At 28.9% G+C, this 25,104-nt stretch carries 26 protein-coding genes and 3 pseudogenes; 6 read left to right on the top strand and 23 right to left on the bottom strand.

Annotation, left to right across the window (positions count from 1 at the left end; genetic code table 11):
* Positions 1–5 precede the first annotated feature (5 nt).
* On the bottom strand, positions 6–296 hold the full coding sequence (locus BN2920_RS05005) for a hypothetical protein (RefSeq protein WP_141443142.1): 291 nt from the start codon (positions 294–296) through the stop codon (positions 6–8).
* 505 nt (positions 297–801) lie between these two features.
* Between BN2920_RS05005 and BN2920_RS04995 the strand changes: the two genes are divergently transcribed.
* The 4 genes from BN2920_RS04995 to BN2920_RS21630 all read left to right on the top strand — a co-directional run bounded on the left by BN2920_RS04995 (position 802) and on the right by BN2920_RS21630 (position 4,337).
* A complete protein-coding gene (locus BN2920_RS04995) occupies positions 802–1,359 on the top strand; it encodes a hypothetical protein (RefSeq protein WP_058293919.1) in 558 nt (185 codons plus the stop codon).
* A gap of 542 nt (positions 1,360–1,901) precedes the next feature.
* A complete protein-coding gene (locus BN2920_RS21635; RefSeq protein ID WP_172437929.1) occupies positions 1,902–2,057 on the top strand; it encodes a hypothetical protein in 156 nt (51 codons plus the stop codon).
* Positions 2,058–2,126: 69 nt separating this feature from the next.
* Positions 2,127–4,091: a group II intron reverse transcriptase/maturase gene (gene ltrA, locus BN2920_RS04990; RefSeq protein ID WP_479680402.1), complete on the top strand. Its 1,965-nt coding sequence runs from the start codon at positions 2,127–2,129 to the stop codon at positions 4,089–4,091.
* A 78-nt stretch (positions 4,092–4,169) separates the two neighbouring features.
* Positions 4,170–4,337 (top strand): hypothetical protein, encoded by a 168-nt coding sequence (locus tag BN2920_RS21630; protein ID WP_172437853.1) that lies wholly within the window; start codon positions 4,170–4,172, stop codon positions 4,335–4,337.
* A gap of 749 nt (positions 4,338–5,086) precedes the next feature.
* Here BN2920_RS21630 and BN2920_RS04985 read toward each other — a convergent pair.
* Positions 5,087–5,434, bottom strand: a complete 348-nt coding sequence (locus BN2920_RS04985) for a TIGR04076 family protein (protein WP_058293918.1) — start codon at positions 5,432–5,434, stop codon at positions 5,087–5,089.
* 321 nt (positions 5,435–5,755) lie between these two features.
* Here BN2920_RS04985 and BN2920_RS04980 point away from each other — a divergent pair, with 321 nt between their 5' ends.
* Positions 5,756–5,980 (top strand): DUF1659 domain-containing protein, encoded by a 225-nt coding sequence (locus tag BN2920_RS04980; RefSeq protein ID WP_058293917.1) that lies wholly within the window; start codon positions 5,756–5,758, stop codon positions 5,978–5,980.
* Positions 5,981–6,022: 42 nt separating this feature from the next.
* Entirely contained in the window at positions 6,023–6,241 is a 219-nt protein-coding gene (locus BN2920_RS04975; RefSeq protein WP_058293916.1) for a DUF2922 domain-containing protein, read from the top strand.
* Between the two features lie 866 nt (positions 6,242–7,107).
* Here BN2920_RS04975 and BN2920_RS04970 read toward each other — a convergent pair.
* From BN2920_RS04970 to arsD, 21 genes and pseudogenes are all read right to left on the bottom strand, one after another.
* The gene (locus BN2920_RS04970; protein WP_058293915.1) at positions 7,108–8,613 is read right to left on the bottom strand and encodes a glycoside hydrolase family 1 protein; all 1,506 of its coding nucleotides are present in this window, start codon (positions 8,611–8,613) and stop codon (positions 7,108–7,110) included.
* Positions 8,614–8,640: 27 nt separating this feature from the next.
* Positions 8,641–9,924 (bottom strand): PTS sugar transporter subunit IIC, encoded by a 1,284-nt coding sequence (locus BN2920_RS04965; RefSeq protein ID WP_058293914.1) that lies wholly within the window; start codon positions 9,922–9,924, stop codon positions 8,641–8,643.
* Between the two features lie 2 nt (positions 9,925–9,926).
* Complete coding sequence (locus tag BN2920_RS04960; protein ID WP_058293913.1) at positions 9,927–10,232, bottom strand: PTS sugar transporter subunit IIB; 306 nt, start codon at positions 10,230–10,232, stop codon at positions 9,927–9,929.
* A 4-nt stretch (positions 10,233–10,236) separates the two neighbouring features.
* Positions 10,237–10,563 (bottom strand): PTS sugar transporter subunit IIA, encoded by a 327-nt coding sequence (locus tag BN2920_RS04955; RefSeq protein ID WP_058293912.1) that lies wholly within the window; start codon positions 10,561–10,563, stop codon positions 10,237–10,239.
* 395 nt (positions 10,564–10,958) lie between these two features.
* Complete coding sequence (locus tag BN2920_RS04950; RefSeq protein ID WP_058293911.1) at positions 10,959–11,285, bottom strand: PTS sugar transporter subunit IIB; 327 nt, start codon at positions 11,283–11,285, stop codon at positions 10,959–10,961.
* 10 nt (positions 11,286–11,295) lie between these two features.
* On the bottom strand, positions 11,296–13,215 hold the full coding sequence (locus BN2920_RS04945) for a BglG family transcription antiterminator (RefSeq protein WP_058293910.1): 1,920 nt from the start codon (positions 13,213–13,215) through the stop codon (positions 11,296–11,298).
* 175 nt (positions 13,216–13,390) lie between these two features.
* A complete protein-coding gene (locus BN2920_RS21980; RefSeq protein ID WP_242868304.1) occupies positions 13,391–14,098 on the bottom strand; it encodes a UPF0236 family protein in 708 nt (235 codons plus the stop codon).
* Positions 14,099–15,214: 1,116 nt separating this feature from the next.
* Positions 15,215–15,517: a spore coat protein gene (locus BN2920_RS04935; RefSeq protein WP_058293909.1), complete on the bottom strand. Its 303-nt coding sequence runs from the start codon at positions 15,515–15,517 to the stop codon at positions 15,215–15,217.
* 4 nt (positions 15,518–15,521) lie between these two features.
* Positions 15,522–15,737 carry a hypothetical protein gene (locus BN2920_RS04930; protein ID WP_058293908.1) on the bottom strand — a complete coding sequence of 72 codons (216 nt, stop codon included), beginning with the start codon at positions 15,735–15,737 and terminating at the stop codon, positions 15,522–15,524.
* Positions 15,738–15,880: 143 nt separating this feature from the next.
* Positions 15,881–16,159, bottom strand: a pseudogene (locus tag BN2920_RS04925) (spore coat protein); the annotation flags it as partial.
* Between the two features lie 15 nt (positions 16,160–16,174).
* Positions 16,175–16,846, bottom strand: a complete 672-nt coding sequence (locus tag BN2920_RS04920; RefSeq protein ID WP_058293907.1) for a manganese catalase family protein — start codon at positions 16,844–16,846, stop codon at positions 16,175–16,177.
* Positions 16,847–17,060: 214 nt separating this feature from the next.
* Complete coding sequence (locus BN2920_RS21975) at positions 17,061–17,201, bottom strand: hypothetical protein (RefSeq protein WP_242868300.1); 141 nt, start codon at positions 17,199–17,201, stop codon at positions 17,061–17,063.
* A gap of 43 nt (positions 17,202–17,244) precedes the next feature.
* A pseudogene (locus BN2920_RS04915) lies at positions 17,245–17,615 on the bottom strand (phage holin family protein).
* A 748-nt stretch (positions 17,616–18,363) separates the two neighbouring features.
* The gene (locus BN2920_RS04910; RefSeq protein ID WP_058293906.1) at positions 18,364–18,801 is read right to left on the bottom strand and encodes a MarR family winged helix-turn-helix transcriptional regulator; all 438 of its coding nucleotides are present in this window, start codon (positions 18,799–18,801) and stop codon (positions 18,364–18,366) included.
* Between the two features lie 18 nt (positions 18,802–18,819).
* On the bottom strand, positions 18,820–19,320 hold the full coding sequence (locus tag BN2920_RS04905; protein ID WP_058293905.1) for a GNAT family N-acetyltransferase: 501 nt from the start codon (positions 19,318–19,320) through the stop codon (positions 18,820–18,822).
* A gap of 237 nt (positions 19,321–19,557) precedes the next feature.
* A pseudogene (locus BN2920_RS04900) lies at positions 19,558–20,883 on the bottom strand (MATE family efflux transporter).
* Positions 20,884–20,978: 95 nt separating this feature from the next.
* Entirely contained in the window at positions 20,979–21,182 is a 204-nt protein-coding gene (locus BN2920_RS04895; protein WP_058293904.1) for a hypothetical protein, read from the bottom strand.
* A 103-nt stretch (positions 21,183–21,285) separates the two neighbouring features.
* Complete coding sequence (gene arsB, locus BN2920_RS04890; protein WP_097919293.1) at positions 21,286–22,335, bottom strand: ACR3 family arsenite efflux transporter; 1,050 nt, start codon at positions 22,333–22,335, stop codon at positions 21,286–21,288.
* A gap of 80 nt (positions 22,336–22,415) precedes the next feature.
* Positions 22,416–22,820 carry an arsenate reductase ArsC gene (locus BN2920_RS04885; RefSeq protein ID WP_058293902.1) on the bottom strand — a complete coding sequence of 135 codons (405 nt, stop codon included), beginning with the start codon at positions 22,818–22,820 and terminating at the stop codon, positions 22,416–22,418.
* Between the two features lie 55 nt (positions 22,821–22,875).
* Positions 22,876–24,624 (bottom strand): arsenical pump-driving ATPase, encoded by a 1,749-nt coding sequence (arsA, locus tag BN2920_RS04880; RefSeq protein WP_058293901.1) that lies wholly within the window; start codon positions 24,622–24,624, stop codon positions 22,876–22,878.
* A 75-nt stretch (positions 24,625–24,699) separates the two neighbouring features.
* Positions 24,700–25,101, bottom strand: a complete 402-nt coding sequence (arsD, locus tag BN2920_RS04875; RefSeq protein ID WP_058293900.1) for an arsenite efflux transporter metallochaperone ArsD — start codon at positions 25,099–25,101, stop codon at positions 24,700–24,702.
* Between the last annotated feature and the right edge of the window lie 3 nt (positions 25,102–25,104).

Raw genomic sequence — 25,104 nt, 5'->3', positions numbered from 1 at the left:
CTACCCTATATATCAAATATTTTAACTGTAATTTCAGTATCTTCAGCATACTTTTCTTCCATCTCATCAATGCCATCACAGATAAGTAAGAGCTCAAATTTTACATTTGGCTTGCTCGCACTTACTCCTACGAATGAATATGAGTTGGAGTTTCCTTTAAATAATAAAGGGCATTTATGGCATACCTTAAGCTCATCCTGAAGTAATGAACAATATGATGATTCCTTTTTTGCAGAATTATTTACTGCCAAACATAAAGCCTTTCTATCAATTACCTCTTCATTTTCCAGTCTCATTGTAAATTTCTCTTTAATCATATAAATACACCTCTCAAAATTAAATTTACTCAGATAATATATATGATTTAAGAGTTATAATTACAAGAATTGAGTAGCTATTTTTATAAGCAGAGAACCCAAATCTGTGATTTTGTGTGAATCGCTTCCACCGGCATATAATGTTTGGTGAGGCACGAGCCTAACATTATAGCCCATCTTCATCTCATGATGAAGATGTTTCTTTAAAATGTATATGAGTAGGTGTTTCCTTAAAATAATTCCTTCTACCCCGCATAAAATAAGCATATTCTTATATTCTTATATGGTAATATTCTAATATTCTCCTATGTATATATTCTTATATTCCTTTATTCTAAAATTCCTAAGAATATTAGAATAAAAGAATATTAGAATACTGTAATTTATGTTTTCGAATCATATTTATTGTAGAGGCATATAATGCTTGGTGATGCAAGAGCTAAGCATTTTATAATGTACAATTGACAATTAAGGAGGTTTAAAAGTGGTGAGAAAGAAAAATGATGAGATTCCTAAAAGTGATTTTGAAGTTAATGAATCACAGGACCTTTTATGTTTTGATAGTACTGAAAATCTTGGAGAATGTATTGCTGCTTTTAGCTTTGGCAACAGCTCTGATTCTGATTTAGATATTACACCTAATAATTTATATATAAATAATAATGACACAAATAATATAAAAGAAGACAAAACAATGGTCTTAAATGATAATTTCAATTCTAATAGTACAGAAGAAAAAACAATAGTTTCAAATAATAAACCTTTTTCTATTCATATAAATGATATTAATAACTTAAGCGACGATAAATACCAAGCATTATTTGATAATAGAACTACACCTATAGCAAATGGTGCAGCCCCTCTTATTAAAGGTCAAGTCCCTGATATAAAAAGAACATATATGCTTCGTTCATCTACCATCAGAAAATTAAATGAACTTAAGAGCATTCATCCAGACATTAATGTATGTGTAAGCACTATTGTTGATATAGCGCTTGATCATTATTATAAATACATTACTGAAGAAGGTGGATCACAATAATTATCTTTATTTCTGTAATTCACCTTAAAAGATCATATATATATCATGCATAAATGAATTATGTCTGTGTAGAAGCAAGTACATGAGATATAAAGGAGGTGATACAATATGGAAGTTAATGATTTAATAGGACTTATAGGCAATGTTGGATTTCCCGTTGCAATTAGTGCTTACTGTGTGACACGTTTCTAAGTGAAAAGCTTAGACATTAAAACCTTTAGTTTTAATAGAACTAATATTTTTCATGAGTAGAATGATGGAGTAACATCCTGAAATGCTCTCGTTAATACTCCGATTAGCAATTTATTGGATAAAAAATAAGTTGTTAAAAGCTCGGTGAAGTCGGCTGAAAGCTACCGAAAAGAATTGTGGATTATACCCAACTAACGAAATCTGCCCAGAGGTGGGTGGTGTAGCCCATAGGTCGGATGCCTATAAAATATCTATGGTGAGAATAGCAATTAATTTTGCAGACAAACTTTCGATTGTACAAGTCTAGACGCTGAATATGTAGAAATACATATGGTATTAATATACCGTGTATGTGGATTAGTAAAATTGGTAAGTATGAACTTCCATATAGTGTTACAGGCACTATCAAGTACACAGGCTTAAAGAAAGCACCTAAAGATATATGTACAGGGATAAATATTGGAACGTGGAAAGCTACAAACGCAGAGGCGTTTATCAGCCGATGAAGCGGTGATATCGAAGAACTATAAGTATCTTTATTGTAGTGAGAGTAGAGGCATAGTACCTATGAAACAGTGATAATAAGCTGTGGAGGGATAGCCTCAAGTCAATTTATAAAACAAAAGTTTGTTAACGCAATCAATGTAGATTCGAGTATGATTAAAGAAGGTCTCAGAAAGGAGATATTAACTATATTGGATTCTCATAAAATAAGAAAGAAACAAAAACTAAGAAACTCAGAATATTATAATATGACAAATATACTTGATAATCTTTATGCTAAAAGTACAGATGGTGAAGTTTTTACTAAACTCATGCCACTTATATTATCAAAACAGAATATTATGCTTGCCTATAGGAATATAAAAAAGAATCCTGGAAGTAAAACACCAGGTGTAGATAAAAGAAACATAGAAGATGTAGCAAAACTATCTACAGAAAGCATAATTAATATAGTACGTAAAAAACTTACAAACTACAATCCCAAACCAGTTAAACGTGTTGATATTCCTAAACCTAATGGCAAAACAAGACCACTAGGTATACCTTGCATAATGGATAGAGTTGTACAACAATGTATACTGCAGATTCTTGAACCAATTTGTGAAGCAAAATTCCATGAAAGAAGCAACGGTTTCAGACCTAACAGGTCTGCAGAACATGCTATCTCTCAATGTTATAGAATGATACAATGTTATAATCTACACTATGCAGTTGACATTGATATTGAAGGTTTCTTTGATAATGTAAATCACAAAAAATTGCGTCGGCAATTATGGACACTAGGAATACAAGATAAAAAGCTTTTATGCATTATAACAAAAATGTTAAAAGCTCCAATAATAATGGCAAATAAAAGTATTGTATTTCCTTCTAAAGGAACGCCTCAAGGTGGCATCTTAAGTCCTCTACTTAGTAATATTGTTCTTAATGAATTAGATTGGTGGATAACTAATCAATGGGAAAATATGAAATCCCAAACAAATTATAGTTGTAATTCTTCTAAATTTAGAGCACTACGAAGGACTAAGCTTAAAGAAATTTACATTGTAAGATACGCAGATGATTTTAAAATTTTCTGTAGGAATTATAATGATGCTCGACGAATATTTATTGCTACCGAAAAATGGTTGATTAAAAGACTATCATTGAAAATAAGTAAAGAAAAATCTAAAATAGTTAATCTAAAGACAAAATACTCAGAATTCCTTGGCTTTAAGATTAAAGCAATCAAAAGACGGAATAAGTATATCGTTAAATCGCATATTTCAGATAAAGCTGCCAAAAACATTGCAGATACTCTAAGAAATAAAATAAAAGATATGCAAAGATGTAAAAATAATATTCAATCAAGAAACAATATAAATCTGTACAACTCATATGTATGGGGTGTTCATAACTATTATCAATACGCCACACTCATTAGCAACGATTTTGGTAAAATACAGTTTCAAATCAAAAAAATACTTGAAAACAGGCTAAAGAAAAGACTTCAAAAGAAGGGTTCAATAAAAACAGGGTATCTTAAGGAAAAATATGGACATAGTGCTCAAATACGCTTTGTTGATGGATATCCCCTTACACCTATAGGATATATACGGAATGCAATTCCCAAATATAAAAAGAAAATAATTAATGACTACACTCCTATGGGACGGAAAGAAATACACAATTCTTTAAAAGTTGATATAAGCATTATTCATCAACTTATAGTAGAAGAAACAACTAATGAAAATGTTGAACTTTCTGATAATATAATTTCTTTATACTGTGCACAATGTGGCAAATGTGCTATTACTGGAGATGTACTAATACCAGGTGAATTCATCTGCCATCATAAACTTCCTAAAGAGCTTGGCGGAGATGACACTTATAAAAATCTTATACTTGTCAAAAATGATGTACATTCTCTAATACATGCAACAGAAGATAAAACAATTAATGAATATATGGATCTATTAAACATAACTAAACCAATGATAAATAAAATAAATATTCTAAGAAAAAAGGCTAAACTCGAAACAATTAGTATTTTATAAGAATTCTGCGTTATAACAAACTTTACTTTTAAATTGATGGAACGCCGTGTGAGGTGAAAGTCTCACGCACGGTGTGGAATGGGGGAAAAACCGGAGATTGCTTCAAAGGTTTACCTATCATTATTACTAATAAGATTGGAAAAACAGATGAGAAGCCTTTCAAGTTCAATTAATAAACTAAACACAATTATTTCTACTAAGCTTGGCATAGTTATTGATACTGGTGATTCTGATCATGTTGCATGAGGAAAAGCACTAAACAGTTTTATAATTGTTTAGTGCTCTTTTTATTTTAATTTTTATAATTAAAATATATATACTATTTTAGAATTGCGTACCCCAAATACCGCATATTCATTTTGAATAATACGGTATTTTAATAAATTTAAAGTTGTTATTACTAAAAATATATGTTTTAAATATAAATTAGATATATAAATATTAATAAAGTTATGCTAAGAATAACAAAATCAATAATGATTAATTTATACTCTTTCTTTATAAATGCTATTATAAATGCAACAATACTTAATATAATATTAATACAAGCTAAAATAACATTACTAAATAGTCCTCTAATAAATATAGATTCTAGTATATACATTCCTGTAATAATAAATAGAATGACATGTATTATCTTAATCCAATTACTTTTATTAAAAAAATTTTATTAATCATTTATATTTTCTCTCCTTCCATTACTTTTTTAATATAATAGTTGTTTAAAACTGTTCATAACTTAATTCTATTTATTTTTTTATTTGATGCAACTATGATTAAATTAATTATAAAAATGATAAAACTAGTCGTTGAAATAAACCAAAGCCACTTATCCCAATAAGACCAGTTAAGAGCATTGTTATCAGCTAAAACTCCATAAACATTATTCCACACAACATGGTGTTATTTATTTTTTAAGTAATAATAAGCTCATATCTAGACTGAAATTTATACATTTTGGTCTATCTTCAAACTAAACACAATAAAAATTAAAGCTAATCGAAAAACTTCCCCTTATAAAAATTCTCATTTCCAAGTTTCTTGGCCGTCATCCTAAACATAACGCAGCCATCTGGACATACAATATCTTTGCTATATTTGCCATTTCCACCAATATTCTCTAAATTTCCATCACTTCTGACAGCCTCCATGATTGGGAACATAATCATCATTACTTTGGAGCAAATACCCTGTCCATCCGTATTTACAGGACAGCCATAGGTGCAGGTATACTTATCTCCAACTTCCTCGCCGTTTCGGCAATACCGCTCTGTGTGGTCACTCCGAAGAAACCCTATCACCTCAATTTCCCATTCGTACTCCTCATCATACCATTTTTTCATGATTAACCTCCAAATTCTAATTTATCTGTTTATTATGAGCTAATTATATCATACTTTCCAATATCGAATTATTCAGTTTTCAAAGATCAATTTTATTAATTACTACATACTTTCTGACTATTACACATTATTGAAATTATAAAAAAGTAGCTAAATTAAACTCACCTACGTGGCCCAATTTTTATGTCTTATGGCAATGCTACAAGCTTTTTATAATTTAAATTTACTAATAATATTTATATAAAAATATAAGTAATTTCTGTAATCTTCATTTTAAAGTCATATATATTATGTGATCAAAAATGAAAGGGGGAATTTAAGATGGCAGTAAATAAAGCTGTAGAATCAACTTCTATAAGCATAGAAGTACAAAACGGACAAGATAAAGCCGGCGACCCAACATTTGCTAAAAAGACTTTTTCAAATGTTAAAGAAGATTCAGATCTTCAAGCTGTATATGATGTTGCTGATGCAATCAAAAACATCATGGATGGTGAAACACGTGACACTTTAATAAATGTTACTTCAAGCTTAACTCAGGCTTAATAGCATCATTTATTAAAAATCTACGAAAGGAGGATATTTTCTATGGAATACATCTTATCAATGACTTTCAATACTGAAGGTGGTAAGACTACAAATATGAGTATCACTGGTGTTAAAAATGACATCAAAGAAGCTCAAGTTTTAGCCCTTATGAACCTTATAATTGAAAAAAACATCTTCTTAGTTGACTCTGGAAGCTTAATAAGCAAAAATTCTGCTAAGCTTACTCAAAGAGTTGTTACTAAGTATGAAGTTGCTTAAGTTTAAACATTAAAAAAGCTGTCATTTTTATGGCAGCTTTTTTTATGTTTCTACCTTTACTTCTATATTCACTAGGCTTTTATCATCTCAAACAATTTCTTAGATGTGAAAAATGATCTATCTTCATCATTCATCTCTCCCTTAAAATCATTTATATATTAACATTTATTCACTAACACCAATAACAAAAAATTATATGCAACCAATACATATATAAGAAAATCAAAAACTGGATATGAGAGCAAAAAAACACTTTATGTCTGTGAAGATTGTGCTAACTGTAAATTTAAGAAAAACTGTATAAAAGGACATAATTGCAAAATTCCATTAGAAGAAAGAACTAAAAAATTAGAGAAAACAGGAACTCATTTATTTAAATTAAATCGATGTGCTTAACTTATTTTTCCTAAAAATCTACATAAAAAAATCCCTAAAATAATAGGGCTTATTAAAGTCGACTTATTTTAGGGATGACTTATTTTAAAAAATAAAGCTTGTTAAATTTATAAAAAACGGAGCTTGCCGCTAGCAGTTTTTAACTGCTAATGCGACAGCCCCATTTCAAACACTTATTTATTAGTTTTAATATCAACTCTAAACAAACAATTTCAGCATTAATTTAATTGTTCTTTTAAAATTAATTATTTGTCTATCTTTAATTCGTTGAAAATATTAAAATATTCTTTAAACTTTTTTCTTTATATAAGATATTACTCTATATAATTAATCACTATTATTAATTCAAATATCATTTTCTTTACTCTTCTTCTAATTTATCTATTAATTTAAGATCAATTCATATTAGAGTTCAACAGACAAAAGACCATAAAAAAGCAATCCTTGTTAAATACTAAGTAATAAAAATTTTAATCTAACTCTTCACCATTTGTCTTAATAACATTTTTGTACCAATAAAATGATTTTTTCTTAGAGCGCTTAAGTGTTCCATTACCTTTATCATCCATATCTACATATACTAATCCATAACGTTTTTTCATTTCACCTGTACCTGCTGAAACAACATCAATACAGCCCCATGGTGTATATCCTAATAAATCTACATGATCAATTTCAACGGCTTTTTTCATTTCTTCAATATGTCTTCTTAAATAATCAATACGATAATCATCATTAATTGAACCATCTTTCTCTACAGCATCAATATTTCCCATTCCATTTTCAACAATGAATAAAGGCTTTTGATAACGATCATATAATTCATTTAAGACAAATCTTAATCCTTCCGGATCAATTGGCCAACCCCAAGGTGTCTTTTCTAAATATGGATTAGCAGATCCTTGTTGTCCTCCTGTAGTTGTTGTATTTGGTGAATTCCTATCAAATACTGTTGTACGATAATAAGAGAAAGCTAAGAAATCAGTTGGATGTTCTTTTAATATTTCTTCATCTCCTGATTCCATCTTTAATTGAAAATTATATTCATCAAAAATAGCTTGAGCATAATTAGGATAAGCTCCTCTACATACAACATCTGAAAACATAAGGGCGCGACGTCTAAAATCATAAGCACCAAACACATCTTTAGGATGACAAGTTGCAGGATAAATACCAGATAGTGCTAACATACATCCTAACTTAAATTTAGGATTAATTTCACGTGCGATTTTATTTGCATATGAAGAAGCAACTAATAAATGATGAATCGCTTGAATTTTAGCACCTGCATCTTTAAAAGATGTTTCCCCTTGATTAGAATTATTTCCTTCAAGTCTATTATTTGACGCTAATCCCAAAGTCCAATAACCACCCAATACATTAATTTCATTAACAGTAACCCAATATTTAACTTTATCCTTCCATCTCTTAAATAAAACTTCTGCATATCTGAGATAGAAATCAATAAGTTTTCTATTCTCCCAACCATTATATTTATTTGCAAGATGTAATGGCATATCAAAATGTAATATTGTTACTAATGGCTCAATACCATATTTCAATAACTCATCAATAACATTATCATAAAACTTCAATCCATCTTCATTTGGAATTGCATCATCTCCATTAGGAAAGATACGCGTCCAAGATATAGAAAATCTGTAAACTTTGAATCCCATTTCAGCCATTAAAGCAATATCTTCTTTATAATGATGATAAAAATCAGTTGCTCTGTGGCTTGGATAATAATATCCTTCTTTAAGAATTCCATGTGCACCTATAGGAATACATTCTCCTAACCTAATACTCCCTTGTATTCCATCATTAAATTCATAAAATATTTTTCGAGGTGATTCTTGATTGCCATCTGTAATTAAATCAGAAACAGCAATTCCACGACCTCCTTCTTTAAAGCCTCCTTCAAATTGGTTAGCAGCAGTCGCTCCTCCCCATAAAAAACCTTCAGGAAATCCCATTTATATTCTCCTTTCTAAAAACATTAGTTATACGTTTTCCTTTGCTCTATTTGACATTAATACAAATGGAATCCAAATAATGGTGCATACAGCCAAAATAATAATTTGTATAATTATTCCTTTCCATCCATATGATAACATAGCATTAATAAAGATAGGTAAACCGAAGGGAGCATCAACAGTATTACATGTTAAAAATCCTAATTTTATTGCACTTAAAGCAATTCCAGCTGCAATACCAGAGTTAATAATGAATGGAATTGCAAACACAGGATTTAAAACAAGTGGTAATCCAAATACAATTGGTTCTCCAATTCCACAGATTCCTGGTAATAATGACATTTTAGCAATCATTCTATGATCCTCTCTCTTAGAGAATTTTAGAATTACAAAAATTAATGATAAAGTAATTCCAGCTCCACCACAAACAACAAAAATTGTCCAGAATCCTCTTGTAATAGGCATTGAAGGAACTCCTCCTGCATTTATTGCTGCAATATTGGCAGCAATAGCTGAAGCAGATAATGGGCTACGGATTGGTTCAATAATCAATCCACCATGAATACCTAAGAACCAGAACAATTGGCTAAGAATAGCCATAAATATAATCCCTAACGAACTTTGGAAAATCACTTCTAAAGGTGCTTGCGCAACAGAATAAATCCATTCATTTAAGTAATAACCTGTTCCTAATTTGAATAAGTTTCCAAACACTGCAGATAAAACGAGAATAATGAAAATTGGAATTAATGTATTAAATGATATTGCAATCCCTTTTGGAACTGAAGATGGCATCTTAATTTTTATTTTTTCAATCTTCATTAATTTATTAAATGATTGAGCGACAACAACGGCTATTAACATTCCAACAAACAACCCTTGTGCTCCTAAAGAAGAAGTTCCAAGGCCAGCTGCTGTTCCTTTTAATTCTTCTTTAATAACAGTCACTGTTGATGGGACAACAGTTAAATAAGCACATAAACTTAATACACCAGTTGTAAATTGTGGCATTTCATTATCTTTTGCTAAATGCATTGCAATTAAAAATACAATTGGAATCGTCATACACGAAACAGTTGCAAAACTTAGTACATCAAAAGCTGGCTTTAAATTCGCTAACAACGGAATCCATTGTGCAAGACCAGTTTTCTGATTTGCAATTAATGAATTTAATAATGTTCCAAAAGATCCTACAATAATAAATGGTACAAAATCTGTAAATGCATTTTTTATACTTCCTAAATATTTGTTTCCATCTATTTTTTCAGCAAGCAATAATAATCCATCTTCAATTTTAGAAAAATTTTTCATATTTATCCCTCCTGATATAATTTTTCAGCTTGAGCCAATACTGCCTCACCATCACATTTTCCATATGAAGGTGCATCTATAACAGCAACTTTTGCTTTACCCCCCACTAATTTAGTAACCCTTCTTAAGATATGACGAACTTGTGGTCCTAAAAGTAACACGTCAAAGTCCCCCAACTCTTCAGCTATTTCCCCTTCTTCTACAGCCCAAATTTTATATTCTTTACCTTGTTGTGTTGCTGCTTCTTGCATTTTACTTACCACAAGACTAGTAGACATTCCTGCATTACATGCTAACATAATTCTCATATTGTTACCCTCTTTCCTTTAAATCTTTTAAAATCCTATATATATTAGTAAATTCTTTAGCTTGTTCAAGCATAATCATTGCTGTTGTTAAATGATCTTGGGCATGAATGAGAATAACATTAATATCTTGTTTTTCTCCTCTTGCTTCACCTTGAATCATCTCAGTTTGTGAATTATGAGCAGCTTTTAAATCCTCTGCTGCTTCTTTAATTAAAGATTCTGCTTCTTCAAAATTAAATTCTCTTGCACTTTCAATTGCCATTAAAGATTTTGATTTTGAGTTTCCTGCATTTAAAATTAGTTCAAATGAACTTTCGTATTTATTTTCCATGTATCTTCTCCTCTATTTTATTTATCTAGTGCACTTGATATTTTATATTTAAAATATAAACCTTTTCAAAGTATTTCTCCACCAGTTTTATTTCCACTTTAATTATGGAAAAATTATATTTAAAATGATTTATCCTCCGACTACTGATTATAGAATATTTATAAACCATAAAAGAACATATACTCTAATAAAACATAATAGCTCTATCTATTGTTATAGTTAACAACGTAATGAAAAAATCACTCTCTTAAAGGTCAACTCAGCTTAATATTAATGAGTCATTAAGTATAAAAAAAGAAAGTGTATTAATTACACTCTCCTAAAGCATTAATTTGATTTCTATTGTCTCTTTTTTTAGATCAAAATTAATAATATAAAGCTTTTTTATTATTATTCTACTTAATTAACTTTTGAGCTGAATGGTTTTCAAATAATTCTTCTGCATATTTTAAAATAGCAGCTGCATCTAATTTACCATAATCTTTTACTTTAATAACACCTATTGGTATTTGCCCCTTTGTCATTTTTTCAACTCTTTTCAAAATATGCCGAACTTGTGGTGCTAATAAAATAACGTCAACTCCATTAATTTCATCTTTTAAAATCCCTTGATCAACAGTTTTAATATTATAATCTTTCCCTTGTTTTTCACATTCTTGTAAAATACATTCTACAAGAATACTTGTAGACATACCTGCACAACAACTTAACAGTATATTCATAAGAGCCTCCCTATATATTTTTTTCTATTTCTTTTATTATTGAACAAAACATATTGTAATCTTTATTTTGTATTAAATCTTTAATATACTTTTTATTTGTAAATAATTTACTTGTTACTTTATAAATATATTGTAGATCTCGATTTTCTTGATTTGTTACTGACATAAGATAAATCAACTGAACTTTCTTTTTATTCCAAACAATCGGTTTCTTCAATATCACTAAGCAAATAAAAGTATCTTCAGTAATAACTTTATACGGATGTGGTAAAGCTACCATGTTACCAAATTCCGTCGGAGAAAGTTTTTCTCTTTTCATAATTGCTTCATAAAAGTTATCTGGTACACGTGGCTTTACTTGCTTAATTTGCTTTACCATATAATTAATAACTTCTTCTTTACTGCTAAAGTCAACATCTGTAATATATAGCTCTGGATCTAAAAAGTCTAATAATGATTGATTATTATTCTTTTTGAAGAAATCTTTAATTGTTTCTAGTTCCAAATCTTCTAAAAAACATGTAATTTCAAGAATAGGTACAGGAATTTGAAAATCAATAGGTACAGTTGTGATCACATAATCAATATTCTTAAAGTCTATGTTTCTTAAATTTAAAATGTCAGTAGTTATCACCTTATTTAAATATTTATCAAACTCTTCTTGAAACCTATAGGCTAACAATTTTGCTGTTCCTCTTCCAGAGCTGCAAACAATCACAATATTCTTCTTATTTATTATTTTCTTTTTTCTTTCTAATGCAAGATTAAAATGTAATGCAAAATAGCCAATTTCACTATCAGACACTGGCTTTTTATATATTTTTTCTAAAACATTACAAGCACTTACTGCTATATTATAAGCTAAAGTAGCTCTTGTTTTTATATCTTTAATAATAGGATTATGAGCAATCATGCTACATTCCATTCTAACTTGGAATGGAATAAGATGCAATGCTAATAACATTCTCAATTCTAAATCATCAAAGAATTTAATCTTATACGTTTCATTTACTTCTTTCAACATATTTAGCACTATATTATTTATCTCTTCACTTATCACCATATTTTTGTTCGATTTACTTTCATATATTGTCTCTTTGGCTGCTAAGTGAATTGCTATATAGTAAACTTCATCATCTGGAATAACAATATTAAAACTACTTTCTAGCTTTTCAAATATATCTCTTGCTAAATTGAGATTTTTCTCTTTTACTAATTCTTTTATTTGATGATTTATTGGCACATAATTGCTATCTTGAACTCTTTTTAATGCTGTATAAATATGAATAATTAAATTTTGGAATGCTGTATCTGAGATTAAGTACTTCTCGTCTTCAAATGAAGACGTTAGTATATCTGCAATCATTTTAAGACATTCAATACGTTTACTTTTTTCTAAATCTGATTGTAAAACTCCTGTATTGTCCATTGCATAATTCGCCATACATAATCTTAAATCAAATTCACTACCTTCAACTTTTATACCGTGATTGGGTTTAGTATTTAATTTCAAGTTATATACTTGTAACTGCTCTCTGACTTTCTTTAAATCTAAAGAAAGACTTGTTTTACTAACATACAACAAATTACATAAATTTTCGATTTTCACATAAGAATACGATTGCAGCAAATATTCCATAAGAAATTCTACTCTCTCTTGAGAAGTTTTAGGTATTTTATGAGAGGTTTTATTATTTATTTCAGATAAATAATCTTGATATACTTCTCTATTATCTACAATTAAAATATTTCCACATTTTGTTTTAGTTACAATCTTTGCCCCGTGCATTTCCAATACTTTATTAAGTTCCTTTAATTCATTTCGCACTGTTCTTCCACTTATGTCTAATTTTAATGCAATATCTTCAGAAGAAATATACTCGTCCTCTGATAAAAAATTTAAGTAATTTCTTTCACGATAATCCTTCATTTTACCACTCCCCATACATTAATTATAAAATGAGGAAATTAAAACTCCATTCAGATAATTTCCATACTAATTATGGAAAACTTCTTTATTAAATATAAAATATGACCTATCTTTGTTATATTCATCTATACTATAAATTCTTGCTCCTTATCAATTAGTATAGCAACATTTACAGTTATTTAAAAGCACCTATCAATGCCCAGTTACTGTAAAAGAAATGTGGGGCAAAACTTTTTATTTTTATTCCAATGCATGGAATCTGAATTTTATCACAAAATATCCTCAAATTATTTAAACTAATTTTAAAAATTTTATAGTAAACCACGTAATGCTCTAAAAAAACTTTTATGTGAGATTCTTTATTAGAAAATTTACTAGTCTTTTCATATAAAATGTCTCTTACAGCGTCATTTATATCTTTCTTAGCTTTCTTCAGTTCATTGTCAAGTTCATTTTTAATATTATATTCAAAATCTACATTAATTTTTCTTTTGGTTATTTCCTCAATTTCACTTAACAAATCGCATTGGCTATGTTTTAAACACAGTAATTTAGCCATTGCATTTGCTCCGGTCATAGACCAAGATAAACCATGTCCTTTTATTCTAGTTGCTAAAACATTATGAACACTACCCTCCATAGTACCTAAATTCTTTAATTCTTGATCTGTATCTAAATTGAAATTTTCTCTATCTACATAGTTAATATGTATAGGAAGTGTTTTGTTAATACCTAAAGATAATTCATCATCAAATATAGAAAACATTTGTGCTTCATAAATCCCTCCAATTTTAGGAGTGATAATAGGTTCATGCTCAAAAGGAATAACTTTCGATTGTACCGAATTGTATATTTTTACATTAAAATTATACTTTTCCTTCAATTTAGCAAAGAACCCTCTCGGCATAAAGAAGATATTATAGCACCTGGTTATAGCTATTTAGTTTTGCAGTTTTCCGACTAAACGATAGAGGAAAGATTGATATGATTAATGAAAATATTGAGATAACATTCTTTTGTAAGTATTCTATCATAGTTCCTCCATCCTTAAATGCTGTTATTTATTGTATCATCCTTGTTTTTCTTACACAATGCATCTCTGAGATACTGCTAATTATAAAAGAAAAACACTAACATTCTTAATATTCCTATAGCTTTAATAAAAGACATTGAAATTTTTACAAATTATCCTCTTTATATTTACTATATTAAATATTATACAATACTTTATCAATTAATTGGATAACAGTATTAACAGTCAATCCAATTTTCTCCTATCTTTGACACAGAAAAAAAGTACCATTTATACGGTACTCCTTAAAATCTAAATCTTTATTTTATTGTGTTCCCACACTCCATATCAATAACTACAGAAACGTTAATATATTTTTTTAACTGTTTATTGCGGATTTTATCACCCTCATTTGTAAAAACAAAATGGTTGAAGAAGTGTCTAAAATTAAGGATTTCTATATAGTTTTTCGTTGTACTCCGCATGAGGCGTATTCGTACATTATAACCTCCAAATATATTACATAAAATCATTATATATCATCTCAAGCCTTGAAAATAGGGCACTCGAATGATATGTAATAATAATACAGATTAAAATATATTTGTATTTTATCTTAATATAACTTGTGCATTGTCGGCAAATCGTCGACAAATTTGTGTTTGCTGACAGAAAAAAACAGAAAATTCTTCATTAAAAGATTTATTTATAGATGTTATCAGAAATAAATTATATCTTCTACTTATTTTTGCTTTTTTTACATGTAATTTTCATATGGCAATTAATGAAACTGAAATATATTGCTAGAACTATCTTCATATCAAGATTAGTTATTATTGTAATATTTTTAATATCGCTAAAAAACCTTATTTCAATAGGAACTTTTATATTATGATTACTGTTACACTATTACATAGTTTCCCCACCTTACTTTTTCTGCTTTATTGCACAAAAAAGAACCCTATTTCTAGAGTTCTCTATAAGTTTCTACTTAGTTTCATTAATAGCATTTTTTGATTCATTATAAGAACATGTTAATTGTTCAGTAGGTGTACTATATGGTTTAAGCCATCCTTTATTAATACTCAATTCTGTAAGCGCTGTGTGCCCTTCAACCATTTGTACTAGTGCTGCCGAATAAATTGCTCTTAACTCTGGGGTACTACTTGTTAATGCTGAATTAAGATACAGATCTGCTGATTCTTTTGCTGCTGATAGCATGCTGATTGCTATCATTTTATCATCTATATCAACACTATTCTTAATTAAATTTCCAATCATATTTGTCATAACCTTATTCCTCCTTAGCAACTGATACATTATTTTCACTTATAAATTGTTGTATCCCTTTAATTCTACCTTCTGTTGCTAAAATACTAGCTTCTGATTGTCTCTTTAAATCTTCATCTGATATTAGAGTATTTATTGCTCTTTGCATAATTACTCCATCGCTTTCCATTTTTAAGATTGCTGCTAAAGATATATTTTCAACATCTGAAAGTGCTCTCATTTAATCACCACCTATAATATTTTACTTATATATTATGTGCACTTTTTCTCGAAATAATCATATTTATTTTCACCTTATATGGGATTTATATACAAATATATTTATTGTTGTACTTCATTAAATATTGAACCAGCAGAATTAATTTATTCTGGTTTAGCTGGACTTAATGAATAAAAACCTTTCTTGACCATCCATTGCCAAACTTCATATGCATGATTACAACTCATTGTGAATACATCCTTTAAAAATTCTCTTAATTCTGGATTACTTACTTCCATTGCACTCCAAGCATATTCTCTTCCAGCCCTTTTTAATGTTAAAAGATATGCTGTTGCCATTTCTCTATCATCAAATTGTTGAACCTCTGTTCTTGGCATAACATGTACAGTTGGTACAGGCGCTTTAGTAAAATCTTGTAGTATTTTTAGTTATAAATCCTATTTTCTTGGATTTTCGAATGATGGTGCAGTTGGATTAGATGCTTCATGAGATGGTCCTGGATTAGATAAATTAAAATATAACTTTGAATCTTCAGTAACTCCAAAATCTTTATTTGATCCAGTCTTTTGAACTTTGTTTAAAGCTTCTCTAAATAAAGCATTATGTGCTTCTTCTCTGTTAAGTAGAAAATCAATTGTAGCCCTCACTTCTTTATCTTCAATTTGTCGATAAAGGTATTCGTATACTACTTTTGCTCTTTGTTCTGATGCTATATTAGATAATAAGTCTGCAACTAAATCTCCAGTAACTGTTACATAATCAGCTGTCCAAGGTGCTCCTGATGAATTAATTAATACAGGTGATAATCCACATTGTACATGTGTTTGTATTTCACCACTAGTAACTTTTTCATTTGCAACCTCATGACCGTTTAATAAATTTATTGTTTGTGCTACCATTTCCATATGGCTAAGTTCTTCTGCCCCAATATCCAAAAATAAATCTTTTATTTCTGGATCTTTTATTCTAAAACTTTGAGAAATATATTGCATTGCTGCCTTAAGTTCACCATTTCCTCCGCCTAATTGCTCTTGCATAAGAACTGCATATTGTGGATTAGGCCTTTCAACTTTTACTTCATGTAATAATTGCTTTTTGTGTTCAAACACTTTCAATACCTCCAAAAAATAAATTTTTTTCATTTTATTATTTGTCTTACACGAAATAATATACATATTTAGTATACTTTATAAGTTGAAAAAAGATGGTCAAAAAGCATAAAAATAAAGAAAGAAGGCTTTAGATAATACTATAACAAATAGTATTATCTAAAGCCTCAAATAATTGGATCAAGCGAATTATATATAATTTTTAATTAAAATTTCAATCTGTATAATAATATGAATTATTAGTTAATAATTCACTTACATGAGTATAAAACTTCTGCATCTGGCTATATTCATCTACAATTCCTACTGCTCCTATACAATTCTTTGAATGTCCACCTCTTAGTCCTATTTTCATATTTTGTTTCCTCCTATAATTCTTTCTTATTTCCTTCTTTTAATTAAATTAATGTATCTTGTAATTTTTGTGGAACTGGAAGTCCCAATCCCACACAATTTTCAAGTAAGCTGATTCCTTCATTTGCAATATAAAAATAGGCTATTAAAGTTCGAAACACTCAAGTTCCTGCATTTAATAACCTATCTAATAAAACTCCAACTATTAAAACTACTAATATTAATGACTTTCTTGCTATTCCAATAAGTCAAACATTTGAACTTACTTCTTTCTTTACAAAAGTTCTTACAACTCCTGTTATATAATCTAAAAACATACAAGTACAGTTAAAGCCGTATCCCAAGCACCAAACACCCAAGTAAGAGTAGTTCCAATTGTTGCAGTAACATATTTTATTGTATTTTCATTAATCATTTTTCACCTCAAAATAGCAGAAAAAAAGAACTAATATCTTTGTATTTTCTAAAACCAATTCATTTTTAAATTCTTCCTAGCACAACTTCAAACATCTTATTAAAAATAAAATGCCCACTTGTCGACAAGGTAACAATTCCGTCGGCAAATGGGCGGCAGGCGATAAATTATCGCCTTATAAAATCCTTTATAAATGGCTATTTATTTTAATGAACACATTCTTCAGACAAGCTTCAAAATGCGGGCTTGAACCCTAAGTTCAGATGTCGACAAGCTCCACTTCACTAAGCGTTCAATGCCAGCTTCACAACTGTCTCAGCATGCGGAGTTTGTAGATATAATATCTTCTGATATATTACACTAAATTAATTTATATCATTGTAACCCTCTAAAATGCGAGCTTTAAGAGAAATACAATCTTCTCTTAAAATTATATGTATTACTTTATAATTTCATAAAACTTGTGCATGGGTGGCAAAAGGGTGGCACATTTATATTTGCCACCCTTTAATTTATACTTCTTATATATTTCTAAACTCATTATAATTTCTGCATGAGGCGTATTCGTACAGTATAACCTCCAAATATATTACATTAAATCATTATACATCATCTCAACCCTTGAAAATAGGGGATTTGAATGATATGTGATAATACTACATATTAAAGTATATTTGTATTATATTTTAATCTAACTTCTGCATTGTCGGCAAATTGTCAGCAAATTTGTGTCTGCCTACATAATAATTTACTCAATAAAATTATTATTAAATACCTCTATTAATATTCTCAATGAATTTAAAATATCATCCCTATCATCAATGTTTATTTTTTCATAAACTTTCTCAAACTTATCATTCATTTTATTTTCAACTGAATTGAATAGTCGCTTCCCCTCATCTGTAAGTTTAACTATGAATATACGTTTATCTTTATCTGATTTCATCTTAATAGCATAATTCTTTGCAATTAAATTATCTACAGTTCTGCTCATTGTGCTTATATCTAAATTTAACAATTGTGATAAAGATTTTATTGATATACTATTAGCTCGTCCTATTTCTACCAAAGCATGACATTGTGCTAAAGATACATTATAATAGCATCCTCCACCTTCTTTATTAAGTAATCCTAGCTTTCTTTCTAAATTCCGTATTAATTCTCTAAATTCATTACTTCTATTCATAATAATGTTACCCTATAGTTAGCCAATACCAACTGTTTTACTTCTAAATTCCATTAATACTGTATCTGACCATTTTCCATTACTTAATTTAGCTATTTTTTCACGTGTACCTATTTCTCTAAATCCACATTTTTTATGTAATTCTATACTTGCAATATTTTCTTCTATTATTGCAGAGTAGAAACTCCATATACCCTTTTCTTCTCCTTGCTTAATTGCCTCTTTCATAAGCGCTTTGCCAATACCATTTCCTCTAAAATCTTTTCCAATATAAAGGCTTATTTCTACTACTCCAGAATATACACATCTGCTTGATGTTGAACTTAAAGCAACCCATCCTAAAACTTTTTCTTCATTACATGCTACAAATCTACCAAATTTTAGATGAGAATTATCCCATTGTTCATAGCTAGGTATTTCTGTTTGAAATGTTGCTATTCCTGTTTCAATACCTTCCCAGTAGATTTGTTTTACTTGTTCCCAATGTTCTTTTTGCATATTTATTATTTTATATTCCATTATAAACCCTCCTTCTAAATAATTACTATACTTATATAATATTGCAAAATAGTTGTAATATACAACTATTTAATCAAAAAAATAAATGGATACATTTTTTATTTTCTAAGTATCCATTTATTTATTTATTTATTTATTTATTTATTTATTTATAATTGAAATGATTTATTTTCAATTACAAAACTACTTTAACCAGTCTTATCATTTTGTTATGCCTCTTCATTAATTTCACTATATTTATTTTACAATGTCTACATACTTTCTTCTTACTTTAATTTCATATAGTAAATAAGAAAAAATACCTTTAAGAATACTTGAAAGTGAAATACTTAACCATATTCCATTTATACCAAAAGGTTTAATTAATAATAATGCAAATGGAATTCTAAGTGCTGTAAATATAATGCTTATACTTGCCGAAATATTAGGTTTCCCTATTCCAGTAAATAAACCATTTGATATCATTTCTACTGCACTAAATATTTGTGAAAAAGCTACTACTTTTAAATATGATGCTGCAATTACAATGGTTGCTTCATCTCTTATAAATAAGTTAATCAACGGCCTGTTAAACAGTAAAAATACACATGCCATAACCATTGAGTAAATTATTCCTATGATTAATGTACTTTTATATCCTTCTTTTATTCTTTTAAACTTCTCTGCTCCAAAGTTCTGGCCTGTAAAGCTTGCAACTGCTCCATTAAGTCCTCCAATTATCATATAGGCAATAGATTCTATCTGAACTCCTACTTTTTGTGCTGCTATTGCATCTGATCCAAAAACTGCAATTATTTTTGCTAATAGAATATTTATAATTGTAAATAGAATTCTTTGAAACGCCATTGGAAATCCCAATTTCACAATTTCTTTTATCTTTCTATAATCTATCGATCTTTTAAAATCATATGTAAGTATTCCATTAGAATTTATTTTAAATAAAATGAACATTATTATATTGGCAATCAGAGTAGCAAGTCCAGCTCCTATAACTCCAAGTTTAAAAAACTAGATGAATATAGGGTCAATTATTATATTTATAACTACTCCAACTGCATTAATCTTAAATGCCAGCTTATTATTCCCAAAACTCCCTAATATCCTTGTATACATCATATTAAAGAATGCAAAGAATAAAATAGGTGCATTTACTGCCAAATAGTGATATGCATTTCTTTCAACTTCATAATTATTAAGATTTAAAAATCCTATGAAGCCTTTTCCTAACAATATCAATATAATTCCAAAAATAATTCCAATAATCGCATTAATGAGTATCCCAGAATTTATATATTCTTTTACTTCTGTATCATCTTTTCTGCCAATTGCATGTGCTACAGTTATTCCAGTTCCAATAACAACTAAAGCATTTATAGAGTATCCTATATTTATATATAAACTTGATGATCCAATGCTTGCAACTGCACCACTACCAAGTCCACCTACCCACATCATATCAATTAAATTATAAGTAAATTGCAAAAAAGAGCTTCCCATTATTTGTAATGCTAATGCGGTTATAACTGAGATAACTCTTCCTTTTGTCAAATCTGTTTCTTTCATTTTTTCTCTATTCATTCAGCAAATATTTATCTGGAGCTTATATAATTGAATTTTTTTACAAAGCACTCAAATAACATAAATATCATTTTCTATAGTTAGCGTTTATCTAATAACTTTAAATATTGATCTTTATTTATTTCACAAAAAAAATTAAGCACAAATTCTGTATAAGAGCTTGTTTCTTCCTCTTTTATTTTAATAAAACAATCAATTGGATCAATATCTATTACTTTGCTAAAATAAACTCTCTCCCCGCTAAATCTAACTTGTGCACTATAAGTTATAATATGATACTTCATAATTTACACTCCTTTTAATTATTAAAGAACTACAAATCTGTAAAATGTTTTTCTTTAGTACATCAATTTTTATCTATCATAGTAAGTTTGATATTTTTAATTACTAATTATTCTTAAACCACCCTATAGTATTATTGGCTATTTTAACAAGTGCTAACATTACTGGCACTTCTACTAGAACACCTACAACAGTAGCTGTTGCAGCTCCACTTTGTAATCCAAACAATGATATTGCTACTGCAACAGATAATTCAAAAAAGTTACTTGCTCCAATCATTCCAGCTGGTGCTGCTATATTATGAGGTAATTTTAATAACTTAGCACCAAAATAAGCAATTGCAAATATAAAGAAGGTTTGAATTGTAAGTGGTACTGCTATTAATAAAATATGAATTGGATTCTTCAATATAATATCTCCTTGAAAAGAGAATAGTATTATTAATGTTAATAGCAATCCCACTATTGTTACATTGTCAAACTTTTTTAAGAAAACATTATTAAAATAATTCTCTCCTTTATTCTTAATTATTACTGTTCTTGTTACACATCCAAGTACTAACGGAATTACAACAAACAATATTGTTGCTAATACTAGTGTACCAATAGGTACTTTGACATCTCCAATTCCAAGTAAAAATGCTACTATTGGTGCAAATGCAATTAAAATAATTAAATCATTAACAGCCACTTGAACTAGTGTATATGCTGGATCTCCTTTAGTTAAATGGCTCCATACAAATACCATTGCAGTACATGGTGCTGCTCCAAGTAATACAGCTCCTGCTAGATATTCCTTTGCGAGTTCTGCAGGGATAAGACTTTTAAATACTACATATAAAAAGAACCATGCAATTGCATACATAGTAAAAGGTTTAATAAGCCAGTTTGTTACACATGTTAATATAAGTCCCTTCGGCTTTTTACTTGCATTTATTATACTTGTAAAATCAATCTTAAGCATCATTGGATATATCATAAGCCATATTAATATTGCAGTTGGAATTGATACATTATAATATTCAAATTTACTTAGAGTCCCAGGAATTATTGGCAAAAACTTTCCTATAGCAATTCCTATAATAATACATGCCGCCACCCAAACTGTTAAGTACTTTTCAAAAATACCTAGTCCACTATTATTTTTGTTTGACATAAAAATCACTCCTTTTTTTAAATTCATGGTCATAGCTTTCTATAACCATGAATTTGATTATGAATTAGAATAACAATTCTTTAGATTTCATTATTCTGTATTCTTACAACTAAATCTTTGATCTTTTCTTCTATTAATTTAGCTGTCTTTATAAATTCTTCATCACTTTTCCCAGTTGGATCATCTAGGCCCCAATCTTCTGTATGCTGTGCCGGCAAAAATGGGCATACTACATTACATCCCATTTTCACTACTATATCAACCTTTGGTATATCACTTAATAACTTAGATTTTTGTGTTTTGTTCATGTCTATACCATATAAATCTTTTATTATTCTAACTGCATCTTGATTTATTTGTGGTTTTGTTTCAGTTCCAGCTGAATAACTTTCAAAAACATTTTCTCCATAAAGTTTTCCTAATGCTTCTGCCATTTGTGATCTACATGAGTTATGAACACAAATAAATGCTACCTTTTTCTTCATGTTTCTTCTTCCTTCCATCATTTATAATCTATACTTAAATAATTTTCATTAAAAATTATCTTAATAAATCAATAAGATTTTTATCTTTTACTTCTTCTGCTTTCCATTCAACAACTGCAAAATTTCCTTCTGAAATTTCATTAACTTTATTTATCCATTGAATTTCATTGCTAGCTTTTGCTTTTAAGACATTATTTTTAGTATTTGTTGCATAAAGACTTGAATTTATTATCCACCACTTACTATAAATATTAGCTCTATCTAAATCAGTTTTAAGCCTCATTGCTTCATATACTGGTGTTGTTTCTGCTAATGTAACTACTATTACTTCTGTATCATTCTCATTTTTCAAAGTAGGTAATAATTTTATTACAGATTGTGGTATTTCTCCTTCTGACCTTGAAATTTCTTTATTATAACTTTCTGTTGATTCTAAAAGTAATAATGTATGTCCTGTTGGTGCTGTATCTATTACTACAACTTCATTTTCAGATTTATTAACTATTTCTGCAAAAGCTCTAAATACTGCAATTTCTTGAGTACATGGAGATCTTAAATCTTCTTCTATATAAGCAATATCTTCTTCACTAGCATTGCTTTCTCTTACTTTACTCAATACTTCTTCCTGATATTTTTTAAGTTCTTCCTTTTCATCAATATTGCTTAATGAAATTCCATTGCTTTCATCCAATACAAACTTTAAATGACCTGCTGGATCAGTAGTTGTTAAATGAACTTTTTTGCCTTTTTTAGATAGACCTAATGCTATTGTAGCTGCTATAGTTGTCTTACCAACTCCACCTTTTCCCATTGTAAATATGACTTTTTTATTATTGTTATATAAATCTTCAATAACATTTTTTAATTTAGGTATTGAAGTCATATTTAGAGTATCACTACTGACTTTAATATGATCTTCTTTTAGTAATGATCTTACATTTTCAAGTCCTGTTATATTGTAAGGTCTTAATGGAATTTGAAAAGTTTCAATATTCTTAAGTTTAGCTGGCATATCTTTTAAAGCTTTTTGCTGTTTTTCATAAATAGCAGTTGATAAATAATCATCATGATTTTGTAGCACACCATTTATAATCAGTACTTGGTTATTAACTCCTATTTCTTGAAGTTCATGTGAAGCTCTTTCTGCTTCTTTTAATGGTGTATTTTCAGGGCGAGATACAAGTACAAGTGTTGTTTTATTTTTATCTGCTAAAGTCTCTACTGCATTTTTATAAATTTCTTTCTTATCTTCAAGACCAGAAAGCTGTCCTAAACATGATGCACCATGAGTGCTTTCGTTAATAAAATTGTTCCAAGCAGAAGGTAATTGTAACATTCTTAAAGTATGACCTGTTGGTGCTGTATCAAATATGATATAGTCAAACTCTTTCGACGCTTTTTCATCTGTTATCATTGATGAAAATTCATTAAATGCTGCAATTTCCACAGTACATGAACCTGATAATTGTTCCTCCATATTATCTATCACAGCTTGTGGTAGCTTTCCTCTATATGGTGAAATAACACTTTCTCTATATTCAGCAGCGGCCACTTCTGGTTCAAAATTTGCAACCACTAAATTAGGAACATCTTTTATTTGAACTCCTTTATTGTTTAATTCAGTACCAAACACATCTTGAAGATTTGAAGCCGGATCAGTACTTACAAGCATAATTTTCTTTCCATCATCAGCTAAATTTACTGCTACTGCACATGCTGTTGATGTTTTGCCAACGCCTCCCTTACCCGTAAAAAATAGATACTTAGTTAGATTTAATTCTTTTATATCAAATGATTTAAACATAGCTCCCCTTCCTTTCTACTATATTTTCTACTAAAAAATACTCAGTTTTTTTCGTATCCCCTCCAAAATTATATTCTAGCAACATCTACCTTTGCATTTGCAACCACCATTAGATTTTTTTACGCTAGCTTTATTTATATTAGGTTTCTTTATATTAGTTGCTAAAAAGTCTGCCGGTATTTCTAATAAATTGCAAAATTCTTCATTCGTAGGATAACTCCCTATCTTAACTACATCTTCATCTACCATAGTTACAGGTAATACTTGTATACCTTTGCTGTCTAGCAATTGATTGATTTTTTTATTGTCTATAAATGCTTGAGGATTACTTGTGAGGTTGTATCTTTCAATTACAATCCCTTTGTTTTTAAGTGAATTTAGAATAGTTGCAACTCTCAAAAGTTCTGGATTTACAGATGGACCACAAACTCCTGTAGAGCAACACATTGCTGGATCAAAAATTATCATTTTTTTCATAAT

It is taken from the genome of Clostridium neonatale (genome assembly GCF_001458595.1).
GTDB lineage: Bacteria > Bacillota > Clostridia > Clostridiales > Clostridiaceae > Clostridium > Clostridium neonatale.
The sequence above is the reverse complement of the archived record's forward strand: the minus strand, read 5'-3'. Positions and strand labels throughout refer to the sequence as shown.

Bases quoted from the DNA above. Each gene is read 5' to 3' on its own strand.
- BN2920_RS04955 (WP_058293912.1), bottom strand. From the start codon at position 10,563: ATGGAAAATAAATACGAAAGTTCATTTGAACTAATTTTAAATGCAGGA.
- BN2920_RS04960 (WP_058293913.1), bottom strand. From the start codon at position 10,232: ATGAGAATTATGTTAGCATGTAATGCAGGAATGTCTACTAGTCTTGTG.
- BN2920_RS05005 (WP_141443142.1), bottom strand. From the start codon at position 296: ATGAGACTGGAAAATGAAGAGGTAATTGATAGAAAGGCTTTATGTTTG.
- BN2920_RS21975 (WP_242868300.1), bottom strand. From the start codon at position 17,201: ATGAAAATAGGACTAAGAGGTGGACATTCAAAGAATTGTATAGGAGCA.
- BN2920_RS04980 (WP_058293917.1), top strand. From the start codon at position 5,756: ATGGCAGTAAATAAAGCTGTAGAATCAACTTCTATAAGCATAGAAGTA.
- BN2920_RS21630 (WP_172437853.1), top strand. From the start codon at position 4,170: ATGGGGGAAAAACCGGAGATTGCTTCAAAGGTTTACCTATCATTATTA.
- BN2920_RS04895 (WP_058293904.1), bottom strand. From the start codon at position 21,182: ATGAAGTATCATATTATAACTTATAGTGCACAAGTTAGATTTAGCGGG.
- arsB (WP_097919293.1), bottom strand. From the start codon at position 22,335: ATGTCAAACAAAAATAATAGTGGACTAGGTATTTTTGAAAAGTACTTA.
- BN2920_RS04985 (WP_058293918.1), bottom strand. From the start codon at position 5,434: ATGAAAAAATGGTATGATGAGGAGTACGAATGGGAAATTGAGGTGATA.
- BN2920_RS21635 (WP_172437929.1), top strand. From the start codon at position 1,902: ATGTGGATTAGTAAAATTGGTAAGTATGAACTTCCATATAGTGTTACA.
- BN2920_RS04970 (WP_058293915.1), bottom strand. From the start codon at position 8,613: ATGGGATTTCCTGAAGGTTTTTTATGGGGAGGAGCGACTGCTGCTAAC.
- BN2920_RS04905 (WP_058293905.1), bottom strand. From the start codon at position 19,320: ATGGAATATAAAATAATAAATATGCAAAAAGAACATTGGGAACAAGTA.
- BN2920_RS04885 (WP_058293902.1), bottom strand. From the start codon at position 22,820: ATGAAGAAAAAGGTAGCATTTATTTGTGTTCATAACTCATGTAGATCA.
- BN2920_RS04975 (WP_058293916.1), top strand. From the start codon at position 6,023: ATGGAATACATCTTATCAATGACTTTCAATACTGAAGGTGGTAAGACT.
- arsD (WP_058293900.1), bottom strand. From the start codon at position 25,101: ATGAAAAAAATGATAATTTTTGATCCAGCAATGTGTTGCTCTACAGGA.
- BN2920_RS04935 (WP_058293909.1), bottom strand. From the start codon at position 15,517: ATGACAAATATGATTGGAAATTTAATTAAGAATAGTGTTGATATAGAT.
- arsA (WP_058293901.1), bottom strand. From the start codon at position 24,624: ATGTTTAAATCATTTGATATAAAAGAATTAAATCTAACTAAGTATCTA.
- BN2920_RS04965 (WP_058293914.1), bottom strand. From the start codon at position 9,924: ATGAAAAATTTTTCTAAAATTGAAGATGGATTATTATTGCTTGCTGAA.
- BN2920_RS04930 (WP_058293908.1), bottom strand. From the start codon at position 15,737: ATGAGAGCACTTTCAGATGTTGAAAATATATCTTTAGCAGCAATCTTA.
- BN2920_RS04910 (WP_058293906.1), bottom strand. From the start codon at position 18,801: ATGAATAGAAGTAATGAATTTAGAGAATTAATACGGAATTTAGAAAGA.
- BN2920_RS04945 (WP_058293910.1), bottom strand. From the start codon at position 13,215: ATGAAGGATTATCGTGAAAGAAATTACTTAAATTTTTTATCAGAGGAC.
- BN2920_RS04950 (WP_058293911.1), bottom strand. From the start codon at position 11,285: ATGAATATACTGTTAAGTTGTTGTGCAGGTATGTCTACAAGTATTCTT.